General features: G+C 34.4%; 19 protein-coding genes. 6 read left to right on the top strand and 13 right to left on the bottom strand.

What is annotated here, in order from left to right; genetic code table 11:
• Positions 1 to 49 precede the first annotated feature (49 nt).
• The 3 genes from MKY70_RS09145 to MKY70_RS09135 form a co-directional block, all read right to left on the bottom strand.
• Positions 50 to 1,459 (bottom strand): MATE family efflux transporter, encoded by a 1,410-nt coding sequence (locus MKY70_RS09145; protein WP_002086395.1) that lies wholly within the window; start codon positions 1,457 to 1,459, stop codon positions 50 to 52.
• Positions 1,460 to 1,687: 228 nt separating this feature from the next.
• Positions 1,688 to 2,452 carry a DUF2087 domain-containing protein gene (locus MKY70_RS09140; RefSeq protein WP_341024010.1) on the bottom strand — a complete coding sequence of 255 codons (765 nt, stop codon included), beginning with the start codon at positions 2,450 to 2,452 and terminating at the stop codon, positions 1,688 to 1,690.
• Between the two features lie 342 nt (positions 2,453 to 2,794).
• Positions 2,795 to 2,983 (bottom strand): hypothetical protein, encoded by a 189-nt coding sequence (locus MKY70_RS09135; RefSeq protein ID WP_341026447.1) that lies wholly within the window; start codon positions 2,981 to 2,983, stop codon positions 2,795 to 2,797.
• 132 nt (positions 2,984 to 3,115) lie between these two features.
• Here MKY70_RS09135 and MKY70_RS09130 point away from each other — a divergent pair, with 132 nt between their 5' ends.
• Positions 3,116 to 3,538, top strand: a complete 423-nt coding sequence (locus MKY70_RS09130) for a PH domain-containing protein (protein ID WP_088291342.1) — start codon at positions 3,116 to 3,118, stop codon at positions 3,536 to 3,538.
• Positions 3,539 to 3,768: 230 nt separating this feature from the next.
• A complete protein-coding gene (locus MKY70_RS09125) occupies positions 3,769 to 5,118 on the top strand; it encodes an FAD-dependent oxidoreductase (protein ID WP_088031596.1) in 1,350 nt (449 codons plus the stop codon).
• Between the two features lie 205 nt (positions 5,119 to 5,323).
• Here the strand turns inward: MKY70_RS09125 and fumC are convergent, their stop codons facing one another.
• The 5 genes from fumC to MKY70_RS09100 all read right to left on the bottom strand — a co-directional run bounded on the left by fumC (position 5,324) and on the right by MKY70_RS09100 (position 11,300).
• The gene (gene fumC / locus MKY70_RS09120) at positions 5,324 to 6,712 is read right to left on the bottom strand and encodes a class II fumarate hydratase (protein WP_002035171.1); all 1,389 of its coding nucleotides are present in this window, start codon (positions 6,710 to 6,712) and stop codon (positions 5,324 to 5,326) included.
• Between the two features lie 126 nt (positions 6,713 to 6,838).
• Positions 6,839 to 8,242, bottom strand: a complete 1,404-nt coding sequence (gene nhaC / locus MKY70_RS09115; protein WP_002135474.1) for a Na+/H+ antiporter NhaC — start codon at positions 8,240 to 8,242, stop codon at positions 6,839 to 6,841.
• A gap of 395 nt (positions 8,243 to 8,637) precedes the next feature.
• The gene (locus MKY70_RS09110) at positions 8,638 to 9,297 is read right to left on the bottom strand and encodes a class I SAM-dependent methyltransferase (protein WP_002030981.1); all 660 of its coding nucleotides are present in this window, start codon (positions 9,295 to 9,297) and stop codon (positions 8,638 to 8,640) included.
• Positions 9,298 to 9,409: 112 nt separating this feature from the next.
• Positions 9,410 to 10,294, bottom strand: a complete 885-nt coding sequence (locus tag MKY70_RS09105; RefSeq protein WP_060751567.1) for a TIGR03943 family putative permease subunit — start codon at positions 10,292 to 10,294, stop codon at positions 9,410 to 9,412.
• Positions 10,295 to 10,307: 13 nt separating this feature from the next.
• Positions 10,308 to 11,300 carry a permease gene (locus tag MKY70_RS09100; RefSeq protein ID WP_193663028.1) on the bottom strand — a complete coding sequence of 331 codons (993 nt, stop codon included), beginning with the start codon at positions 11,298 to 11,300 and terminating at the stop codon, positions 10,308 to 10,310.
• A 170-nt stretch (positions 11,301 to 11,470) separates the two neighbouring features.
• Here MKY70_RS09100 and MKY70_RS09095 point away from each other — a divergent pair, with 170 nt between their 5' ends.
• On the top strand, positions 11,471 to 12,658 hold the full coding sequence (locus MKY70_RS09095) for a GTP-binding protein (RefSeq protein ID WP_341024008.1): 1,188 nt from the start codon (positions 11,471 to 11,473) through the stop codon (positions 12,656 to 12,658).
• Positions 12,659 to 12,696: 38 nt separating this feature from the next.
• On the opposite strand, the gene MKY70_RS09090 is transcribed toward MKY70_RS09095, so the two are convergent.
• Complete coding sequence (locus tag MKY70_RS09090; protein ID WP_060751569.1) at positions 12,697 to 13,008, bottom strand: DUF3784 domain-containing protein; 312 nt, start codon at positions 13,006 to 13,008, stop codon at positions 12,697 to 12,699.
• A gap of 166 nt (positions 13,009 to 13,174) precedes the next feature.
• On the opposite strand from MKY70_RS09090, the gene MKY70_RS09085 reads away from it, so the two are divergent.
• Positions 13,175 to 14,140: a DMT family transporter gene (locus MKY70_RS09085; protein ID WP_341024007.1), complete on the top strand. Its 966-nt coding sequence runs from the start codon at positions 13,175 to 13,177 to the stop codon at positions 14,138 to 14,140.
• Positions 14,141 to 14,156: 16 nt separating this feature from the next.
• The gene (locus MKY70_RS09080; RefSeq protein WP_002030983.1) at positions 14,157 to 14,828 is read left to right on the top strand and encodes a GntR family transcriptional regulator; all 672 of its coding nucleotides are present in this window, start codon (positions 14,157 to 14,159) and stop codon (positions 14,826 to 14,828) included.
• Positions 14,829 to 14,880: 52 nt separating this feature from the next.
• Here the strand turns inward: MKY70_RS09080 and fbpA are convergent, their stop codons facing one another.
• On the bottom strand, positions 14,881 to 15,051 hold the full coding sequence (fbpA, locus tag MKY70_RS09075) for a Fur-regulated basic protein FbpA (protein ID WP_002012091.1): 171 nt from the start codon (positions 15,049 to 15,051) through the stop codon (positions 14,881 to 14,883).
• A gap of 193 nt (positions 15,052 to 15,244) precedes the next feature.
• The gene (locus MKY70_RS09070; RefSeq protein ID WP_002012090.1) at positions 15,245 to 16,144 is read right to left on the bottom strand and encodes a cation diffusion facilitator family transporter; all 900 of its coding nucleotides are present in this window, start codon (positions 16,142 to 16,144) and stop codon (positions 15,245 to 15,247) included.
• 268 nt (positions 16,145 to 16,412) lie between these two features.
• Between MKY70_RS09070 and MKY70_RS09065 the strand changes: the two genes are divergently transcribed.
• Positions 16,413 to 17,486, top strand: coding sequence for a glycosyl hydrolase (locus MKY70_RS09065; RefSeq protein WP_088031598.1), 1,074 nt, complete (start codon positions 16,413 to 16,415; stop codon positions 17,484 to 17,486).
• A 38-nt stretch (positions 17,487 to 17,524) separates the two neighbouring features.
• Here the strand turns inward: MKY70_RS09065 and MKY70_RS09060 are convergent, their stop codons facing one another.
• Positions 17,525 to 18,670 carry a DUF4179 domain-containing protein gene (locus tag MKY70_RS09060; protein WP_088031599.1) on the bottom strand — a complete coding sequence of 382 codons (1,146 nt, stop codon included), beginning with the start codon at positions 18,668 to 18,670 and terminating at the stop codon, positions 17,525 to 17,527.
• Complete coding sequence (locus MKY70_RS09055; protein WP_088031600.1) at positions 18,667 to 19,233, bottom strand: sigma-70 family RNA polymerase sigma factor; 567 nt, start codon at positions 19,231 to 19,233, stop codon at positions 18,667 to 18,669. The genes MKY70_RS09060 and MKY70_RS09055 overlap by 4 nt, the downstream gene beginning before the upstream one ends.
• Positions 19,234 to 19,260 lie beyond the last annotated feature (27 nt).

Raw genomic sequence — 19,260 nt, 5'->3', positions numbered from 1 at the left:
TCATAAAAAAATGTCCCTAAGTATAATGACTTAGGGACATTTTCATCTTTTAACTCACTAATCGTGTAATTCGTTTCTTCTGCCATGAAAGCTTATAATATGCATACTGTAATATTAAGCTGACGATGAATGCAGCTGGATACCCAATCCATATCCCTTCTATTCCAAGGCTCGTATGGTAAGAAAGATAATACGCCACAGGTACTTCAACAAGCCAAATTGATACAACACTGATTACAGTTGGCCATAGTACAGTACCACTTGCTCGCATTGTCGCACTAATAATTTGTGCATGACCGAAAATTAAGTAGCTCCATAATGTAATCATGATTAGACTATGAGCAATGTCAATTGTATTTTGACTTGTTAAAAATAGTGCTAAAATATCTCTTGAGAACAAGTAAATAAGAGATATTAATACACCACCAATTATATAATTCATAATAATTCCGGCCTTAACAACTTTCTGCAATCGATCAAATTGGTTCGCACCAATTGATTGCGCTGCAAAAATTGATACTGTAATACCGAGGCTAACCGCTGGCATTTGTACATAACTTGCAACTTGGTTCACAACGCCATACGCCGCTGTTGCATCTGAACCGTACCGATTTACAAATGCGATTACCGCGATCTCTGATAATGAAACTAATATCATATTAATACTCGCTGGAATACCGAGGCGTAACAATAATTTTAATAACTCCCAGTCCATACGAAGATATTTTCTTACTGTCCCGTCTAATTGTAGTGGATGATTTTTCTTCTTTAAATACACTAGCATGACAATAAACGTAATAACTGTAGATATAACTGAAGCATAGGCTGCTCCGTAAACATCTAATTTCGGAGCTCCTAACCAGCCAAAAATAAGAATTGGTAATAAAATCATATTTAGCGCTGTACTTACGATTAAAAAGTAAAATGGCGTTTTTGAATCTCCTGTACCTCTCATAAATGTTGTATATGCAAAATATAAGAATAACACTGGCATAGATATAAATAAAATTCTTGCGTAATGCACACTTATTTCAATAATATTTTCTGGCGTTCCCATAAGACGCATAATATCCATCGCAAAAATACTACCTATTATCGCCAACACGACTCCGATAATAAAAGTAAACGTAAGCGTCGTACCAACGATAGCTTTTAAGCGCTCCTCATTTTTAGCACCAAATGCCTGACCAATTAAAATTGAACTACCAGAACCAATTCCAATTACAAATGAAACGAGTAAGAAAAATAACGGGAAAAATGCCGATATAGCTGCTAGATCATTTACGCCAAGCCATCTTCCTACTACTACCATTCCAAATAACTGTCCAACTGACTGTAATACATTACTTAAAAGTAACGGTACTAAAAACATGGACATCGATTTCCATATCGGCTTATGTTCCGTTTCTGACTTCTGTGACTCTACACCTTCTTTATTGTTATCTGTAGGTGGTTTCAAATTTCATTTCTCCTTTTATTTAAAATCTGCACGGTTAAATCGGTGCTCAAATAGTTGTAATTACTCCAACCATTTCTATACTGTTTGCTCGTCAAAGTAATTGCCTCTTCCACTCACTATTTTCAAATTCATCATAGAACTTTAACATATTTTTCGTATCTGTAATCCTCTATCTCTTTGTATAGTTGTTTTTATTATGTGCATCTATTCATTTTCTTCTCTTCATTCTTATAACTTCACCCAATATTGGCTTCCATCAGCTGTTCTATCTAAAAAACCATATTCGATTAAATATCTTCTCAAAGTTACAAAATCCGGATATATATTTTCTAAAACTGTATTTACTTCTTTTTCAGTATACTTTTTATTACTATCGAATTTCTTCACTAAATGACGTAATATAATCAATTTACGCTTTTGCTTTTTCGGAAATTTAGAAAGCGGTCCATCCAAACCTTCTGTAAAATGCACTGTTAAAACTTCAGCATTTTCTTCCTCTGTAATATTGTATCTATCATCCACCATCGTAGCTGTTCTATGAATCGGTACAAATTTAGTTTGAACTTTTGATTTTTCTTCTGACAATTCCATTAACGCTAAAAATACTTTCGCTTGCTTCATTTTCTCGCGCAATGTAAATCGATGATTGCGAATCGTCGATGTGCTCCCGCCATCCATTTCTTTTACAATCTCTTTATCGTTAAGTCCCATATGGAAAAACTGAACCATTTTCTTTTGCAAATCAGTTAAGCCTGTAAACTTTTTATCAAGATTTAATAAATATTCAAACATAGATGTATGCTCATTTTGAATATGCAACTGTACAAACTTCTTTGCTTCATACAAAACTTGATTTTCTTGATAAATAACCCCTTTAATAAACGTTTCTCCACAAGCTAAACAAACATACTCCTCTGCTTCCTCGTCAAATACATACCCTTTCTTCAATTCCTCTATCGACGCATCCCAAAACTTCTCTGAAATATCACTCATACTAAACATTCCTCCAAAAGGTTTATTAAAACCATAAACAAATTACGATACTGTTTATTACCACTCCATCATCTTACCATACCAAAAGTAAACAATTCAATATTTCGTTTACCTATTTTACAAACTTTTATAAAAATATCTATTTATACGTTATAAAAAGGACTTATCCCAACAAACAGCGAATGTGTTTTTAGAAACCACTTATTATTAAGATGTGAAATATGCTGTTCAATATTTAAGTGATACAAACCTAATTCAACATGGAACCGGCATTCACACATTCCAAAACTTCAGCATTCAATTTTAACTACAAAAAGGTGTTTCCATATACGAAAACACCTTTTACCTTTTATATATTTTATAAACAACCTCTACTAAAACTTTACTTGCTTTTACAAATACATGTTTTCGATTTCCATCCTCAACGAATCTATTTGAACAACCACTAAGCATCATACAACTAATTATGACTATTACTTTAATACTTTTTCTGCAAATCATTTTATGCAACTCCACTTTTGAAAACTTCATTCAAATTTACCCCATCAAAAAAAGTTTACACGAATAATGAAACGTAAGAATATGTAATGTTGCATATTTTTACGTTTCATTACAATATTGTGATTTAATTATTTTAATGACTGGTATGCCGAGGTGATTTACTTGAAATTTAAAGCGAAAAAAAATCCATTTCATATCATTTTAATCTCATTGTTTTTAGTCGTTTTTTTCATTTCTCTATTCTTTCAAAATGAGAATTCTATTTTTTTCACTCTCATGATGCTCTTAAATATCGTGAATCTCTCTTCTTTCTATTTTTCTCATTACAAAATAACAGAATCTGCCCTTATTGTTAAACATGGTTTCATACTCCGTACTGAAATTCCATTTGAAGATATACGCCACATTAAATACTCTGGTAAAAAGCTTCGTTCAGAAAATTGGACAAGACAACAAATAGAAATTCATTATAATTTATTCGACTCAGTAACATCTTTCGTACCACAAGAAGAGGAGAAATTCATTTCACTCTTAAAAGAAAACTGGCCAAATGTGAAAATAATCAATAGTACCTCAAATGAATAATTTTGTTTGAGACAGTTCAATGCTATTAAGATAACTATATAAGAATTGAATATCCTCCCCAAGTAAAACCGCCGTTTACATATCTATTCTCCCCTCAGGCTAACTCCCCAATAGTTAGTCTATTTTTTATTACATAAAGATACTACGCCTTCATCACAAACAAACGATACGAACATACACTATTTCTAGAAAAACAAACTACTACACAAAATGAATGAAAGGTGCTTATTATGTATGAGTTAAGTTATGAAGGATTAACAGGTGAAATTATTACAAGATATGATTGTGAGTACGAAGAAGCTAGACAAGAATGGAATCGGGCTATTCAAAAGTTTCCTTTAGCTATCATTTATTGTTTTACGAAATGGGATGTTAGTAATGCGATTATTTGGGCGAGAAAAAATGAAATTGCTATTCGCATTCGTTCTGGTGGACACCATTACGAAGGATATTCTGTCGGAAACAATGTCCTCGTAATTGATATAAGTAAAATGAACTGTATGCAGCTTAATGAACATAAAAATACATTAGTCATTCAAGGTGGTGCTCAAAATAAACAAATCTATGACTTTATCTCTTCAAAAGGTTATCCATTTCCGGGAGGAACTTGTCCAACTGTTGGAGTAAGTGGATACACTTTAGGTGGCGGTTGGGGCTATTCTAGTAGGTATTTCGGCCTTGGTTGTGACAATTTAATAGAGTTAGAATTAATTGACTATAAAGGTAAAGTAATTACAGCTAATGAAACTTGCCATAAAGACTTATTTTGGGCTTGTCGCGGGGCAGGTGGCGGACATTTTGGCATCGTTGTTTCGCTAACTTTTAAGCTCCCTCCAATAGTTGATAAAGTTACTTTCGTTGAACTATATTGGCCTAACGCTTCAGTAGACATCCAAAAGGAATTTCTTCACACATGGCAAAGCTGGCTAGTAAATTTAAATAGTAAGATGACAATCGGTGCGAGCATATACAACTCTGCTGTGGAAGGACTTGCAATATATGGACGAGGTTTATATTACGGTACCCCAGAAGATGCAGCGTTCATTCTACAAGATTTACTCAATATAAACGGGGTGAAGATGAATTTACAATATATCAGTTTTCTTGAAGCAATGGCCATTGTAGAATCTTCATATCCCTCGTCTGAACAATTTAAATCTACAGGCCGGTTCGTTCATAAACAATATAACGAGGAAGAAATCGAAACAATTATTAGTCTTATTGAAGATAGAGCTTCCGGTAGTATTTTTGCAGCTATAAGTCTCTATCCCCTTGGAGGAAAAATTCAAGATGTAGGTAAAGATGCGAGCGCTTTTTATTACCGCGATGCACATTATATTCTAGGCATCCAAACTATATGGGAAGATCCGATTGTTAAAAAGGATAATTCCCAATGGTTAGAAAGCCGATTTGACTATATAGAATCTATAACAGAAGGCTCATTCATCAATTTCCCATACAGCGATTTGAAAGATTATATGAACGCTTATTATGGGACACATGCGAACAAATTAAGAAAAATCAGTAAAAAATATGACCCTTTATGTGTATTTACTTTTCCGCAAGGAATTAAAAATTAATATGCGATAAAGTGAAACTTTAATCAGTGGGGGTTTTGTTCATCCCCCACTGATTATTAGCCTTCACCAATCGGGCGTTTATGGGCAGCAGGGCTCCCACCTAGCTTCTTTGCTTCAGCCGAACTTTGAGGTGGGAGCCCTGCTGCCCGGCAAATAGCGGGATAAAAAAGCCAAGATTCTAAATTAAGAATCTTGGCCTCTTCTATTATTCTTTCGGAGCAATCATTTTTTTCGGATCTACAATCTCATCAAATTGCTCTTCTGTTAGTAGTCCAGATTGCAATGCTGCTTCTTTTAAAGTTAACCCTTCTTTATGGGCATGCTTTGCAATTTTCGCGGCATTTTCATACCCGATATGTGGGTTTAGCGCTGTTACAAGCATTAATGAACGATTTACATTTTCATTAATTACTTCTTCATCTGCTTCAATACCAACTGCACATTTATCATTAAACGAAACGGTTGCATCAGCTAATAAGTGAGCAGATTGCAGGAAGTTGTAAGCAATAACTGGTTTGAATACGTTTAGCTCAAAATTACCTTGGCTCGCAGCAAATCCGATTGTTGTGTCATTCCCCATAACTTGTGCTACAACCATTGTTAATGCTTCACTTTGCGTTGGATTTACTTTACCTGGCATAATAGAGCTTCCTGGTTCATTTGCAGGGATAATAATTTCCCCAAGACCACTTCGTGGACCACTTGCAAGCCAGCGCACATCGTTAGCTATCTTCATTAAATCAGCAGCTAATGCTTTTAATGCTCCATGTGCAAATACAACTTCATCATGGCTCGTTAACGCATGGAATTTATTTGGTGCAGAAACAAATTGTTTACCTGTAAACAGACTAATTTCTTCTGCTACCATCTCACCAAATTTAGGGTGCGCATTAATTCCAGTTCCAACCGCAGTACCACCAATTGCTAATTCTTTCATATATGTATTGCTATCTGCAATCATACGCTCTGTTTTTTCAAGCATACGGTGCCATCCGCTAATTTCTTGTCCTAACGTTAAAGGTGTTGCATCTTGTAAATGCGTACGACCGATTTTAATAATATGTTCAAATGCAGTTACTTTTTCTGCTAATGTTTCTTTTAATTTCGTAATAGCTGGCAATACATGATTTTCTACCGCAATTACACACGCTACATGAAGTGCTGTTGGGAACGTATCATTGGAACTTTGAGACATGTTCACGTCATCATTCGGATGAATATGTACGTCAGATCCCTTTTCTTTCAAAATTTGATTACCGCGGTTTGCAATTACTTCATTTACATTCATATTCGATTGTGTACCACTACCTGTTTGCCATACGACAAGTGGAAAATGTTCATTCCATTTTTCTGCGATAACTTCATCAGCAGCTTCCACAATTGCTTGCGTCTTCTCTTCTGATAGCTTTCCTAATTTTTGATTACTAAGCGCTGCACTCTTCTTTAAAATCGCAAATGCTTTTACAATTTCAAGCGGCATATGCTCTGTTCCAATCGGAAAATTTTCCTTACTACGCTGCGTTTGTGCTGCCCATAATTTATCAGCTGGAACTTTCATTTCTCCTAATGTATCTCTTTCAATTCTGTACTCCATTTTTTCATCCCCTTGAAAATAAAATACCTACATCTTTTATTTTAACAGACTTTCCATCAAATGATAAGAATTCTCATTGATACATATAAAAAAAATTACCTTCCGCCACCGCAGAAGGTAATTTTTTTATGATGCTTGCTTTCCTTTATCCGCATCATCTACATACCAAATGAACTTGCCTGTATATCCATAAATAACTGCTAAAATGAGTGATACGAAGCTTAGCCACATAAATGGAACGTATGATAATGTTGATACACCTAAAATACCAGCCATAAAAATACCATTATCCGACCACGGAACCATACCAGAAGTTAACGTTCCACCTACTTCTGAGTTACGTGCTAATACACGGCGATCTATTTTTAATTTATCATAACTTTCTTCCATAATTTTTGGTGTTAAAATAAGTGATACGTACATCGCACAACCAAATATGTTAGCTAAAAACGCAACGATTAATGTAGACAATGTTACATTACCTGCAGAATTTAATTTCTTCTCAAATTTCGATACGATTACCTTTAGAACACCTAACTTTTCAAGTAATCCACCAAAACCTAAGCCGAAAATAATAACAGCTACTGAACCAAGCATACCATTAATTCCACCACGGTTTAATAACTTATCGACAAACTCGACACCAGATTGAATTGAGAATCCGTTATATGCTGTTCCAATTGCCTCTCCAAAGTTCATTCCTTGGAAAAGTGTTGCCCAAATTGCACCAATTAAAGCTCCCATAGCAATTGTTGGCATAGATGGTTTCTTCATCGCCAATAGCACAATAACAATTACCGCTGGAACAAGCATCCATATTTTAATATCAAAGTGCTTTAATAAAGATTCTTTTAAAAACTCAACTCTATTTAAATCTACATTATCCCCGCCATACATCCATCCAGCAACAGTAAACATAATGCTGGTAATAATATAAGCTGGAACGTCTAATACGAGCATAGCTCGAACGTGAGCAATAACATCTACTTTCGCCATAGAAGCTGCAAGAACTGTGCTATCAGAAAGTGGTGATAATTTGTCTCCGAAATAAGCTCCTGAAAGGACTGCACCCGCAACAAGCGGAAGTGGTAATCCAAGCCCTTCACCTATCGCCATCATAGCAATACCTGCAGTTCCAACTGTTCCCCATGATGTTCCTGTCGCGATAGAAGTGATTGAACAAATAATTAAAGTTGCCAATAAGAATATGCTAGGGTGAATGAATTCTAATCCATAATAAATTAATGTAGGTACAACCCCACCAGCAATCCACGTTCCAATTAAAGCCCCAACTGCAACTAAAATAAGAATTGCTTCTAATCCATTAGAAATCCCTTTCGTAATTGCATCTTGCAATTCTTGATAACGAAATCCTAATCTTAATCCAAGCGCAATAACTAAAAACCATGAAATAAATAGCGCTAATTGAATTGGGAGATCAAAAATCGTTTGGAAGGAAAAGACGACAGCAAGAAATAGGCATAAAAGAATAATAATTTCTAGCATCGATGGTAATCTTACACTTTTCATTTTTTTCTCTCCTTACAAGTCGATAACATGATGTATGTAGTCTTACGTGTATGTAGTATACAATTAGCGAAGACAAAACAAAATTTTCATATTATTTCGATTTATTTTTTCAGTATAATATATTCACAACCCTTTCTATTGTAAAAGTAGATTGCGCTTTTCGCAATGAAAAATATAAAAAATGTTGTATTTTTATTTATTTAGATAAAAACACCTAATGAAATAAAACTTTAATCAATGAGGGTTTTATCCATCCCCACTAATTATTAACCGATAATAACCTTTTTAATATTTGCCTCAACAAAACTTTTTACTACCGCTTTCACCTCATATGTAATAATATATTTCCACATAAAAAAAGAGCACACATCATTTAATCGATGCATGCCCCTCTTTTATTTATACATATTTTGTATCTCTTCTTTATTTTTAAGTATTTCCGAAAACTTATCGCTACAACCTTTCGGAAATAAAACTCCGAGTCCATATGAATGCCCAAACTGAAAATGAGGGTATTTCACCTTGACCTCATCCCAAAACTTATACACACCGAAATCACCGTTTTTAACTTCAATATCATGAAATAATACAATACCATTTTTCGCAACTTTAGGTAACCATGTTTTATAATCATGAGAAACAGCTTCATACGTATGATAGCCATCAATATGCAAAAGATTTATCGTTTCATCTTGAAACTCATCCAGAGCATCATCAAAAGTAGACCGAATTAAATTCCCTATATTCAGGTAGTTATCCCTCACCACTTTTTCTACTATTTGAAAAACCCCTTCTCCATATGGACCTGTATGCCCATCTCCAGCCCAAGTATCTACAGCAAAACATTTTGTTGCTAACCCACCATCTTTTACCCCCTGGCAAAAACTAAAAAAGGAAGCACCTAAATGCGTACCTAACTCAACTAAAGTTGCTGGTTCTTCAAATCTTACTAAATCATATGCGAAATCTAAATGCCCACTCCACGCAGATTGTGACCGAATAATAGGACTAAAATTTTCAAATTCAAACGATGGTTTATGAGTAACCCAGTTCATCGCGTATCTCCTTATACACATATTTTTAACAAACCAAATTACTCTTATCTTTATTTTTTTGGCGTCGTGATTATGATTATATTTCATAAAAAGATGAAGAATTAATTCTATCTTATTGAGGTAAAGCATCATATACATATGGATCTGTTGGCTTATTAATCTTCTCTACTTTACTTATTTTCACAAGTGGAAATAGCGTTCTTTTATATGTTGTTCGATCTAATAACCCTGTTACTTTCACCCATGTTTCTTCTGGAAATTTTTCAACGTTTTGTCCCGTAGCAATCATCCCCCAGACTGATGCATCCGCAATACAACAAGTTATGCCATATCGAGCCACTACTACTTTATTACCCGTCACATCTTTATCATTATATATAAACCCTGAGAATGTAATTTCTTTCCCTTTAAACCCATTAACATCTTGGCCAATTATATTCATTGTTTGAACATAATCCTTATCTTCTACTTGTATTTTGCGCTGTCCTAACATACTTTTTGCTAATTGCTCTTCCGTTTGATAAGTCGCTGGTGAATTTTTGGGTTCTTCTTGATCAACTAATACTTCTCGCCAATCAGAAGTTACCTGCCTTCCCTCTTTTTCGTTCTTTTCCATACTTATCGCCTGTGCACTTTGATTCATGCCCCTTTTTATCGCTAAACTTCCGTCAATTGTTACACTTCCAAATAGAAAAGCGCTAATAATTGGAACAACAAATAAAACATATACAAAGAAACTTTTCATCCTTGATTTTAATATCCTATGATGCATACAACAATTACAATCATCTTCTTCCTCTCTCCCATTTCCCAAAACTTGTAAAGAGCCAAGAAGTAAAATTACTACAAAAGTTATATACGTAAATTTAATCATTTTTGGAGCGATAAAATTATAAATATTTCCTGTTACAAGTAGTTTAAATAAGAGCATTGCTAAACCAATTAAAATAATGCCACGAATATAGCCATGATATGCCTTCTGCTCCTCTTTCTCCATTCTTTTTCACCTCCTATAACATTATGATTTGCAGGATAGTATACACAGATAAAATGACAATTCCCATCAAAAAGAATACGAATCTTTTTTGAAAATATGCAAATAGCATTAACGTATTTTTCATATCAAGCATCGGCCCAAACACAAGAAATGCGAGAAGCGCCTTTACTGAGAAAACATGTCCAAAAGATGCCGCTATAAACGCATCAGCTGCTGAACAAATTGATAAAACATAACCAAATCCCATCATAACAATTGGGGCAATTACTTCGTTATGTGCTACTGTATCAAGTACATTCCGGTCAAAAAACGTTTGAAATACGCTCGCTAAAAAAGCTCCAATTAATAAATACTTACCAGTATCAAAAAACTCATCTACAGTGTGATTCACAACATCCTTCCAGCTCTTTTTTTGTCTTTTCTGAACCGGAACCTCTACGCTTTTTAAAACATTTCTCCCACGATAGCAATAATACATAATTAGACCTATGAATAGAGCAACAAGAATTGTTATCCCAAAGCGTGCATATACAACGGCATCATTTCTTTGAAACGCATATACAGTAGATAAAAGAACAACTGGATTCATAATAGGTGCACTCAGTAAAATGACTATTCCTACATGAAGAGGGAGCCCTTTTTGAATAAGTCTTCTTACAATTGGTATAATGACACATTCACACATTGGAAAAAGGAGTCCGACAAATACCGCTGGAATCATTGCAACAATCGGAGATCTCGGCATTACCTTTTGAATCATATCTTCTGTCACAAACAGTTGAATGAGAGAAGAAACAATTACCCCTAATAAAATAAAGGGGATTGCTTCAAAAATAATACTCAAAAACACCGTATTCACATTCAGCCATTCTTGCGGCATACTTTTATGCAAATTTGCTAGACTTGTAAAATCTACAAAAAATAATAAAAAGAGAAAAATAGCCATGAGAGCTATTCCTATTAATTCTTTTGAAACTCTATTAAAGACCAACATTTCCGCCTCCATTTTATTTATATTTAAACGTGTGCTTGTCCAAATACTTCATACTACTACAACACAAATTTTATAGTCTATTCTATTCTTAAATCGTAACCATTATGATTTATTATTGATTTTTTCTTTTTTATCATTTAATATAAAACGTAATAATTACGATTTAAAGGAGAGATTATTTCATGAAAAAAGTACCTATCACTGTATTAAGCGGCTTTCTAGGCGCTGGAAAAACCACTTTACTACATCATATTTTGACTAATAAGAACAACTTAAAAGTAGCTGTTATCGTTAATGATATGAGTGAAGTAAATATTGACGCTTCTCTTATCAAAAAGGGAGGTTTTTCACGTACGGAGGAAAAATTAGTAGAAATTCAAAATGGTTGTATTTGCTGTACACTACGAGAAGATTTAATAATAGAGGTGAATCGTCTTGTTGAAAACGGTGATATTGACTATATTGTGATTGAATCTTCTGGTATAAGCGAGCCTATTCCAGTTGCTCAAACATTTACTTATACTGACGAAGTTCTTAACATTGATTTAACGAAAAATTGTCGTCTCGATACGATGGTTACAGTTGTAGATGCAAATAGATTTTGGGATGATTTTGCAGATGGAGATAGTTTATTAGACCGTAAACAGGCAATCGATGAAAATGATACTCGGGAAGTTATTGATTTATTAATAGATCAAATTGAGTTTGCCAATGTCATTATTCTTAATAAGATAGATTTACTAGAAACAGAAGATATGATAGAACTCCATCATTTACTAAAGAAATTAAATCCTGGTGCAAAAATTATTGAATCTTCATTTAGCAAAGTACCATTACAAGAAATTTTAAACACTCATTTATTTAATTATGAAGAAGCCAGTCAATCGGCGGGATGGATGCAAGAATTAAATAATGAACACCATACACCAGAAACGGAAGAATACGCTATCAACTCTTTTGTGTACCGTCGTAAACATCCTTTCCACCCTGAACGCCTTATGAATTGGCTAGAAAAATGGCCTTTAGATGTTGTAAGAGCGAAAGGATTTTTCTGGCTCGCCTCTCGTAATAATATGATAGGACTTCTGTCTCAAGCAGGTTCCTCAATTACAATTCAAGGAGCTGGTGAATGGATATCAGCATTACCTGAAACTGAAAAAAATCAAATCATTACAGAAGAACCAGAAGTATTGAAAAACTGGGATGAACGATACGGAGATCGAATAACTGAACTTGTATTTATCGGCATTGACATGGATCGTTCTTTAATTGAACAATCATTAGATGACTGTCTATTAACAGAAGCGGAAATGCAACAAGACTGGCATACTTTTGCTGATCCCATTCCAGCTTTTACTTATACTTCATAATCCAAAATAAAAAGGCTTCCGTAGAATGAAGCCTTTTTTCACTTTGTAGTACTCTTATTTAAAAAATTTACTTTAATAAGAAACACAATTGTACCTAAAACAATCAATATAGCATATACGATACCAACTTCATCACCTATTTTTTCTAATCCAAACGGTAATATTATAGTAGCAACTCCGACTGTATAGGAAAATACCCCTGAAAGCTTCGCTAATTTATTTTTATCTCCAACAAACGTTTCTTCCTGATAACCTGCCAACAAAAACAATCGCTTTTTCACATGTATTTGATATCCTAAAAAAATAATAAGTAATCCAACAAATAAACAAATTAAAAATCCCGCTAGCATATTAACACCACCCCTACAATATTTTACCATATCCCCAAAAAGAGATTATCGTTCTTACTAAACAATTTTATTATTAATTAGAAATTTCAGTTTATTAACACTCCATTATGTGATATATTGCATATTGTATCCAATATATTTTTTTGAAAGGAGGACTATATATCTTATGGAGCCACATCGATTAAAAGGAATTATTATGGTCATAATAGGCGCTTGTTTATGGGGGTTGTCTGGAACAGCCGCACAACAACTTTTTCAATACGAAAATGTTTCTACCGAATGGTTAGTTACGATCCGTTTGCTTATTTCCGGCATCATCTTACTCCTCATTTCATCATTTGGAAAGAACAAAAAGGAAATATTCGGGATCTGGAAACAAAAATCTGATGCGAATAAAATGATTTTGTTTGGCCTATTAGGTATGCTTGCTGTACAGTATACGTATTTCGCTTCCATTAAAGAAGGAAATGCTGCCGTTGCAACATTATTGCAATATTTAGCTCCTATATTCATCACTGTGTACCTACTTTTCAAATGGAATGTTCGTCCATCAAGAATTGATTTTATTTCAATTTCCCTCTCATTATTAGGGACTTTCCTCTTACTAACAAACGGTTCTGTTCATAACTTAGCTGTATCTACACCTGCTATCATTTGGGGCGTTTTATCTGGACTATCTCTTGCATTTTATAGTTTGTATTCAAAAGAATTGTTAGAAAAGTGGTCTTCATCCGTTATCGTTGGATGGGGGATGATCATTGGGGGGATTGGCGTAACGATTTTACACTTTATTTCCACAAACGAATTCATTTTATTATCAACTATGAAATATGTAAAACTAAGTACCCTCCCGCTCATTACATTTGTCGTCATTTTCGGGACACTCATCGCATTTTATTTATACTTAGATAGCATAAGATACCTTACGCCTAAAGAAACAACATTATTTGGCTGTACAGAACCACTCGCAGCTATTATTTCTTCTGTGCTTATTTTGCACGTACCGTTTCAATCTTTTCAGTTATTAGGTGCTTTTTGTGTAATTGTAATGGTGCTCATATTAAGCCAAAAACCGGATAAAGGAAAACCAAAATTAAAGCTTGTTAATACGAAAAAGAAATATATACAATGAAAGGATTGAATTCACTATGCCTGTCCCTCAAAATTATAAAAAACCAGGAAGAGTTTCAGCAAAGTCACTCGTTTTAAATCAACTGCAAGATTGGATTATAGAAGGTGTTTTACGACCTGATGAAAAAATAAATGATGGGGAATTGGCAGAAGCACTAGGAGTAAGCAGAACACCTGTTAGAGAAGCTTTACAAATTTTAGAGCTTTCTGGATTAGTTGAAATGGTACCTGGGCAAAAAACGAAAATCGCGCCTATTAAGTTAGACGACGTATCTATCATTTATGAGACGATAGCTGGTCTTCACTCAATTATAGGAAAGCAAGCACTTCAAAAAGTTACAGACGCTGATATTAAACTACTTTCCGAGATAAATGATGCTTTTCAACAATCTATACATGAAAAAGATTCAAAAAAAGCTTTAGAACTAGATATACGATTTCACAATACAATTACTTCTATTGCTAAAAACCGATATATTGAACCTTTTCTAGAAAATATGCAACTTCACATTTTACGCCTTGAATATTTATTTTTCCAAAACTTCGTGCCTGCAAGTCAATCTATTAAAGAACATCACTCTATAATTCAAGCACTACAAAAACAGGATGAAAAACGAATGGAACAAATGATGTCTCAAAACTGGCTCCGTCCAATGAAAGAAATACAAAAAATAATTTCTATGAAATAATAAAGCTGGTTACACAAAAGTGTAACCAGCTCCTTCTTTAATAATCTATATGCTATGCCTGAATATTTGCGTAATCTTCAATATGCTCGTACTCTTTTTCCAATTCCTCTAAAGATAGCTCGTATAATTGTCGGTCGCGAATTTTAAACACCCCTGCTCCAATTAACTCATCAATTAAATGTCTCTTACGATTTTCAACAGCAAAACGGAGTTGACTACTCATCTTTTAAAAAACTCCTTTCTACGATCATTGAAAATGATAATCTTTATCAATTACCACTTTTGATTATAAAAGATGATTCTTAATAAGTAAAGTAATCTTATGAAATATTTACCTTACAAAGTATTTGTGGCCACATTATATATATGTATGCCACGCGAAAAATGTTATGACATTTTTTCATACCCTTTTTCTTTCATACTTTGCAAGTTGTCTCATTATGGTTAAATTCACCTTCTATTTCAACTTGAATGGTGACATGTTCTACATGAAATTTCCCCTTTAATACATCCGTTGCTTCTTTCAATACGCTTTGCGTTTCATTACCTTCGATAATAAGATGGCAAGTTAATACTTGAAAATCTGATGTTACAGACCATATATGTAAATCATGAACTTCTTTTACAATAGTAATATTTAATAATGTATTTTTCACCTCTTCAGCATCTATGTGCTGCGGTGCACCTTCCATTAATATATGAACTGTATCACGTGTTACACGCCATCCACTTATAATGACTAAAATAGACACAAGAATACTAGCAACCGCATCTGCAGCAGTCCATCCAAAAAATTTAATAAGTAACGCAGCAATAATCGCTCCAACTGAACCTAATAAATCGCCTAGTACATGTAAGAACGCACTTCTTAAATTTAAATTACCTTTCACATCTCCGCCTCTCATTAATATCCAAGCTGATACAATATTAATAAGCAGACCAAGCACAGCAATAATGAGCATTCCATTACTAGCGATTTCAACTGGTTCCTTAAAACGACGAATTGCTTCAATAAAAATATATACTGAAATGACAATAAGAACGACACCATTACATAATGCCGCTAACATTTCGACTCGCTTATACCCATATGTTTTCGCGGCCGTTGCCGTTTTTTCCCCAAGCTTGAACGCAAGTAAACTTAAAGCTAAGGATACTGCATCACTTAACATATGCCCTGCGTCAGACAATAGTGCTAAGCTATTTGTTACAAATCCGCCAATAACTTCAGCAATCATAAAGCTTGTTGTTAATAAGAAGGCAATTAATAACGCTTTTTTATTTTTTGAATGACCGTGATCATGTGAGTGTCCCATACAAATGCTCCTTTAAGTGCAATATCTGTATGTTAGTATGAAACAAATTCCCTATCTTTATCCCCCATTAACGCCCGATAGTGAATGCTACTAATCCGTAGAAGATGAACAATATCCCACTGATTAAAGTTTCACTTTATCCCGCTTCCTCTGTATACAAACTTCGCTACTTTTCAAACAAGTCCTTTTTCTCAACTAAAAACAAGACTACTTCTTTTTTATTTTCATATTGTTTACTAATGAAAGAATTTTTAAGGGGGTTACAAAATTGAAACGACTATTTCTCTGCATGGAGCGTGAACTTGTTGTAGTAAAAGAACAATATGGTAACTATGAAACCACATATCATTTACAAAATATGCAACCTACCTGTATTGTGGTTGATCCATTCCAAACAAATCGTGTTTATTGCGGCACATTTGGACGAGGTTTATGGCTAAGTGACGATGGCGGGGATTCGTGGAGACCAATTGGAGATTCATATCGTTACTTTGATTTCCCTAAAGAGGATGGTATTTTACACTCTTCTATTACTTCTATAACGATAAGCTCAAATGAACAAGTTAACGGCTACGGCGTCGTTTATGTAGGTACAGAACCTAGTGCTTTATTCCGTTCAGAAAATGGTGGTGAAACGTGGACTGAACTTAAAAATATGAAATCATTATTATCTTCCTATACGTGGGCTTTTCCGCCTAGACCTTTTACCCATCACGTACGCTGGATTACAGTTGATCCAAACAATCCAAATACACTCCATGTTTCAATCGAAGCTGGTGCTGTTATTCAAAGTAATGATAAAGGGCATACATGGATTGATAAAAAATTCGGTGCTCCTATCGATGCTCATCAATTACTCATGCACCCTGAAGCCCCAAATCGCCTTTATGCATCATGTGGTGACGGATTTATGGGCGGACCTGATCGTGCATATCTTGAAAGTTATAACAGTGGAAACAGCTGGATCTCATGTAGTGACGGACTTGAGCATCATTATTTATACAGCATGGCTATCGATCCGGCTGATTGCGATACAATTCTCGTTTCTGCCGCACCAAGTGCCGACCTTGCTCATCACCGTATTCCTTATGAATCTTATATTTATCGGAAAACGAAAGATACTCCGTTCCAGCAAGTACAGCAAGGTCTACCATCTGCAATTGGTACAGTCATTTCGATGTTTGCTACAAATCCAGCCGAACCACATACGTTTTACACTTTAAATAACAATGGCATCTTTCAATCCACTGATAGCGGTGAAACGTGGGAACAACTAAACGTTACATGGAAAGATGAGTATAAAACGCAGCATCCGCATGCGTTACTCGTAACTAGTTCTTAACAAAAAGAGACTGCCTTCATTTAAGGCAGTCTCTCTATTTATTTCTTTAAATCAATGACAATATCATCTAACACAATACCCTTATTGCCTCCCAGTTTTCGAGACACGAAACTCTCCTTTACCTGTCCTCCAACTATTGTTACCGAGCCATAATTTTCAGGAGTGTGAATTCTTAAATTAACGTGAGGCGTTATTATTAGCTTGGTTGCATTCTCATTGAGTTGTTGGAATGTTTTACTCCAATTAAAATTATAAGAATCCTCACCTGAGCCTCCATTTCCTTCCCCAGAATACTGATTACCTAAATCATCCCTCACTTCTAAATCGATATCCATTCCATCCCATACACCCCTTATTTCTTGAGATACTTCCTGGTTGTAGTATAAAATAAACGACATTGGTGTTATTTCCATTCTCTCCATATTTACTTTTACACCATCTTTTTCTGTACTACCTCTAATCAATTGCTCTTTATTTTCTATTCCTTTTAGATTAATATTAAAATTCCAATCCCCTTTTATCTCTTCTTCTGTTTCTAAAATGTCTATACTTTTTATACTCCATTCAACGTTCACTGTAGTTTCTTTACTATTAACTAGATCGCTACTTGTTTTTATTAAACCTGTATATTTTCTATCAGCGACTTTAGTAATTTTATTGCTTCCTGATTGGGCACCTGCTCCTTTAATAGTTAAAAAATCCAACGTACTTGGATTTTTGCCTAAATCCCTGTTACTTTCTATAGAATAGTTTATTGATACTGTCTTCCCATCGAAAATCGCATCATTAATCGTTATCTTAATTCCCTTGCTTTCTTTTGTCATATTTAGTACTGTAGCGTATTGTTTATAATTATAATGAAGCCCCGTTTTCTTCTCTACGTCAGCTTTATAGTTTTCATATAACCCTGTTCTACCATTATCTAAAAATCGGAATATATCACCTACAATCGGCAATCCCCCGGCATATGTAGGAAACCCGATACCAAGCGTTGCAACTGATAATCCTACTAAAATAGATGCAGCAGCGACACCCTTTTTCCAACTTTTCATCTTTTTCTTCATACGTATCGATTGTTTTACATTACGTTTTACTTTTTCTTTTTCAATTTCAGAAGCCTCAATTTCCTCAAGTTCTTTTTCATCTATGTCAATGTCATTTAATAGTTCATAAATGTCTTTCATATTGCACTACCTCCAAACCTAATATTCGTAGCATTTTGTTGTAGTTTCTTTTTTCCCCGGTACACACGATTATCGATCGCCGCCCTGGTTAATCCTAACTTGTCACCGATTTCCTCTGTCTTCATACCGAGAAGATATTTCATAATGAACACCTTTTGATCTAACGGTTTTAATTGATTAATAAGCTTCAATAACTCTTCCCTATCTTCCATAACGATTAATTCATCTTCTGCCGATTTTTCTGTACTAATATGAAACTCATCTGAAATAATTTCTACTGTTCTAGTCGCTTTCCGGTAATAATCAATCGCCTTAAACTTTGCAATCGCCGCAATCCATTTTTTAAAATCATTCGGCTCTCCATGAAATTTATTTGCATTATTCCAAATGGAAAGAAATATATCGTTTACACATTCCTCTATGAGTCCATCATTTTGAACCGGAAGAAGAACTTTGTGCGTGATTCCTTTTATGAGTGGTAAGTATGTATCGACAACGAATTCTAGCGCATCTTCTTTTTGTCGCTGTAATCTTTTTATAAAATTTTTCTCATTTGATTTCATGTAGCGATTCCCCTTATTTTTTTGTAA

Origin of the sequence: Bacillus sp. FSL R9-9492 (assembly GCF_038007365.1) — a bacterium.
In the GTDB taxonomy this organism is placed as follows: Bacteria; Bacillota; Bacilli; order Bacillales; family Bacillaceae_G; genus Bacillus_A; species Bacillus_A mycoides.
The sequence above is the reverse complement of the archived record's forward strand: the minus strand, read 5'-3'. Positions and strand labels throughout refer to the sequence as shown.

Coding starts and splice junctions, on each gene's coding strand:
- MKY70_RS09140 (WP_341024010.1), bottom strand. CDS start 2,452: ATGAGTGATATTTCAGAGAAGTTTTGGGATGCGTCGATAGAGGAATTG.
- MKY70_RS09135 (WP_341026447.1), bottom strand. CDS start 2,983: ATGAAGTTTTCAAAAGTGGAGTTGCATAAAATGATTTGCAGAAAAAGT.
- MKY70_RS09125 (WP_088031596.1), top strand. CDS start 3,769: ATGTATGAGTTAAGTTATGAAGGATTAACAGGTGAAATTATTACAAGA.
- fumC (WP_002035171.1), bottom strand. CDS start 6,712: ATGGAGTACAGAATTGAAAGAGATACATTAGGAGAAATGAAAGTTCCA.
- nhaC (WP_002135474.1), bottom strand. CDS start 8,242: ATGAAAAGTGTAAGATTACCATCGATGCTAGAAATTATTATTCTTTTA.
- MKY70_RS09110 (WP_002030981.1), bottom strand. CDS start 9,297: ATGAACTGGGTTACTCATAAACCATCGTTTGAATTTGAAAATTTTAGT.
- MKY70_RS09105 (WP_060751567.1), bottom strand. CDS start 10,294: ATGGAGAAAGAGGAGCAGAAGGCATATCATGGCTATATTCGTGGCATT.
- MKY70_RS09100 (WP_193663028.1), bottom strand. CDS start 11,300: ATGGAGGCGGAAATGTTGGTCTTTAATAGAGTTTCAAAAGAATTAATA.
- MKY70_RS09095 (WP_341024008.1), top strand. CDS start 11,471: ATGAAAAAAGTACCTATCACTGTATTAAGCGGCTTTCTAGGCGCTGGA.
- MKY70_RS09090 (WP_060751569.1), bottom strand. CDS start 13,008: ATGCTAGCGGGATTTTTAATTTGTTTATTTGTTGGATTACTTATTATT.
- MKY70_RS09085 (WP_341024007.1), top strand. CDS start 13,175: ATGGAGCCACATCGATTAAAAGGAATTATTATGGTCATAATAGGCGCT.
- MKY70_RS09080 (WP_002030983.1), top strand. CDS start 14,157: ATGCCTGTCCCTCAAAATTATAAAAAACCAGGAAGAGTTTCAGCAAAG.
- fbpA (WP_002012091.1), bottom strand. CDS start 15,051: ATGAGTAGTCAACTCCGTTTTGCTGTTGAAAATCGTAAGAGACATTTA.
- MKY70_RS09070 (WP_002012090.1), bottom strand. CDS start 16,144: ATGGGACACTCACATGATCACGGTCATTCAAAAAATAAAAAAGCGTTA.
- MKY70_RS09060 (WP_088031599.1), bottom strand. CDS start 18,670: ATGAAAGACATTTATGAACTATTAAATGACATTGACATAGATGAAAAA.
- MKY70_RS09055 (WP_088031600.1), bottom strand. CDS start 19,233: ATGAAATCAAATGAGAAAAATTTTATAAAAAGATTACAGCGACAAAAA.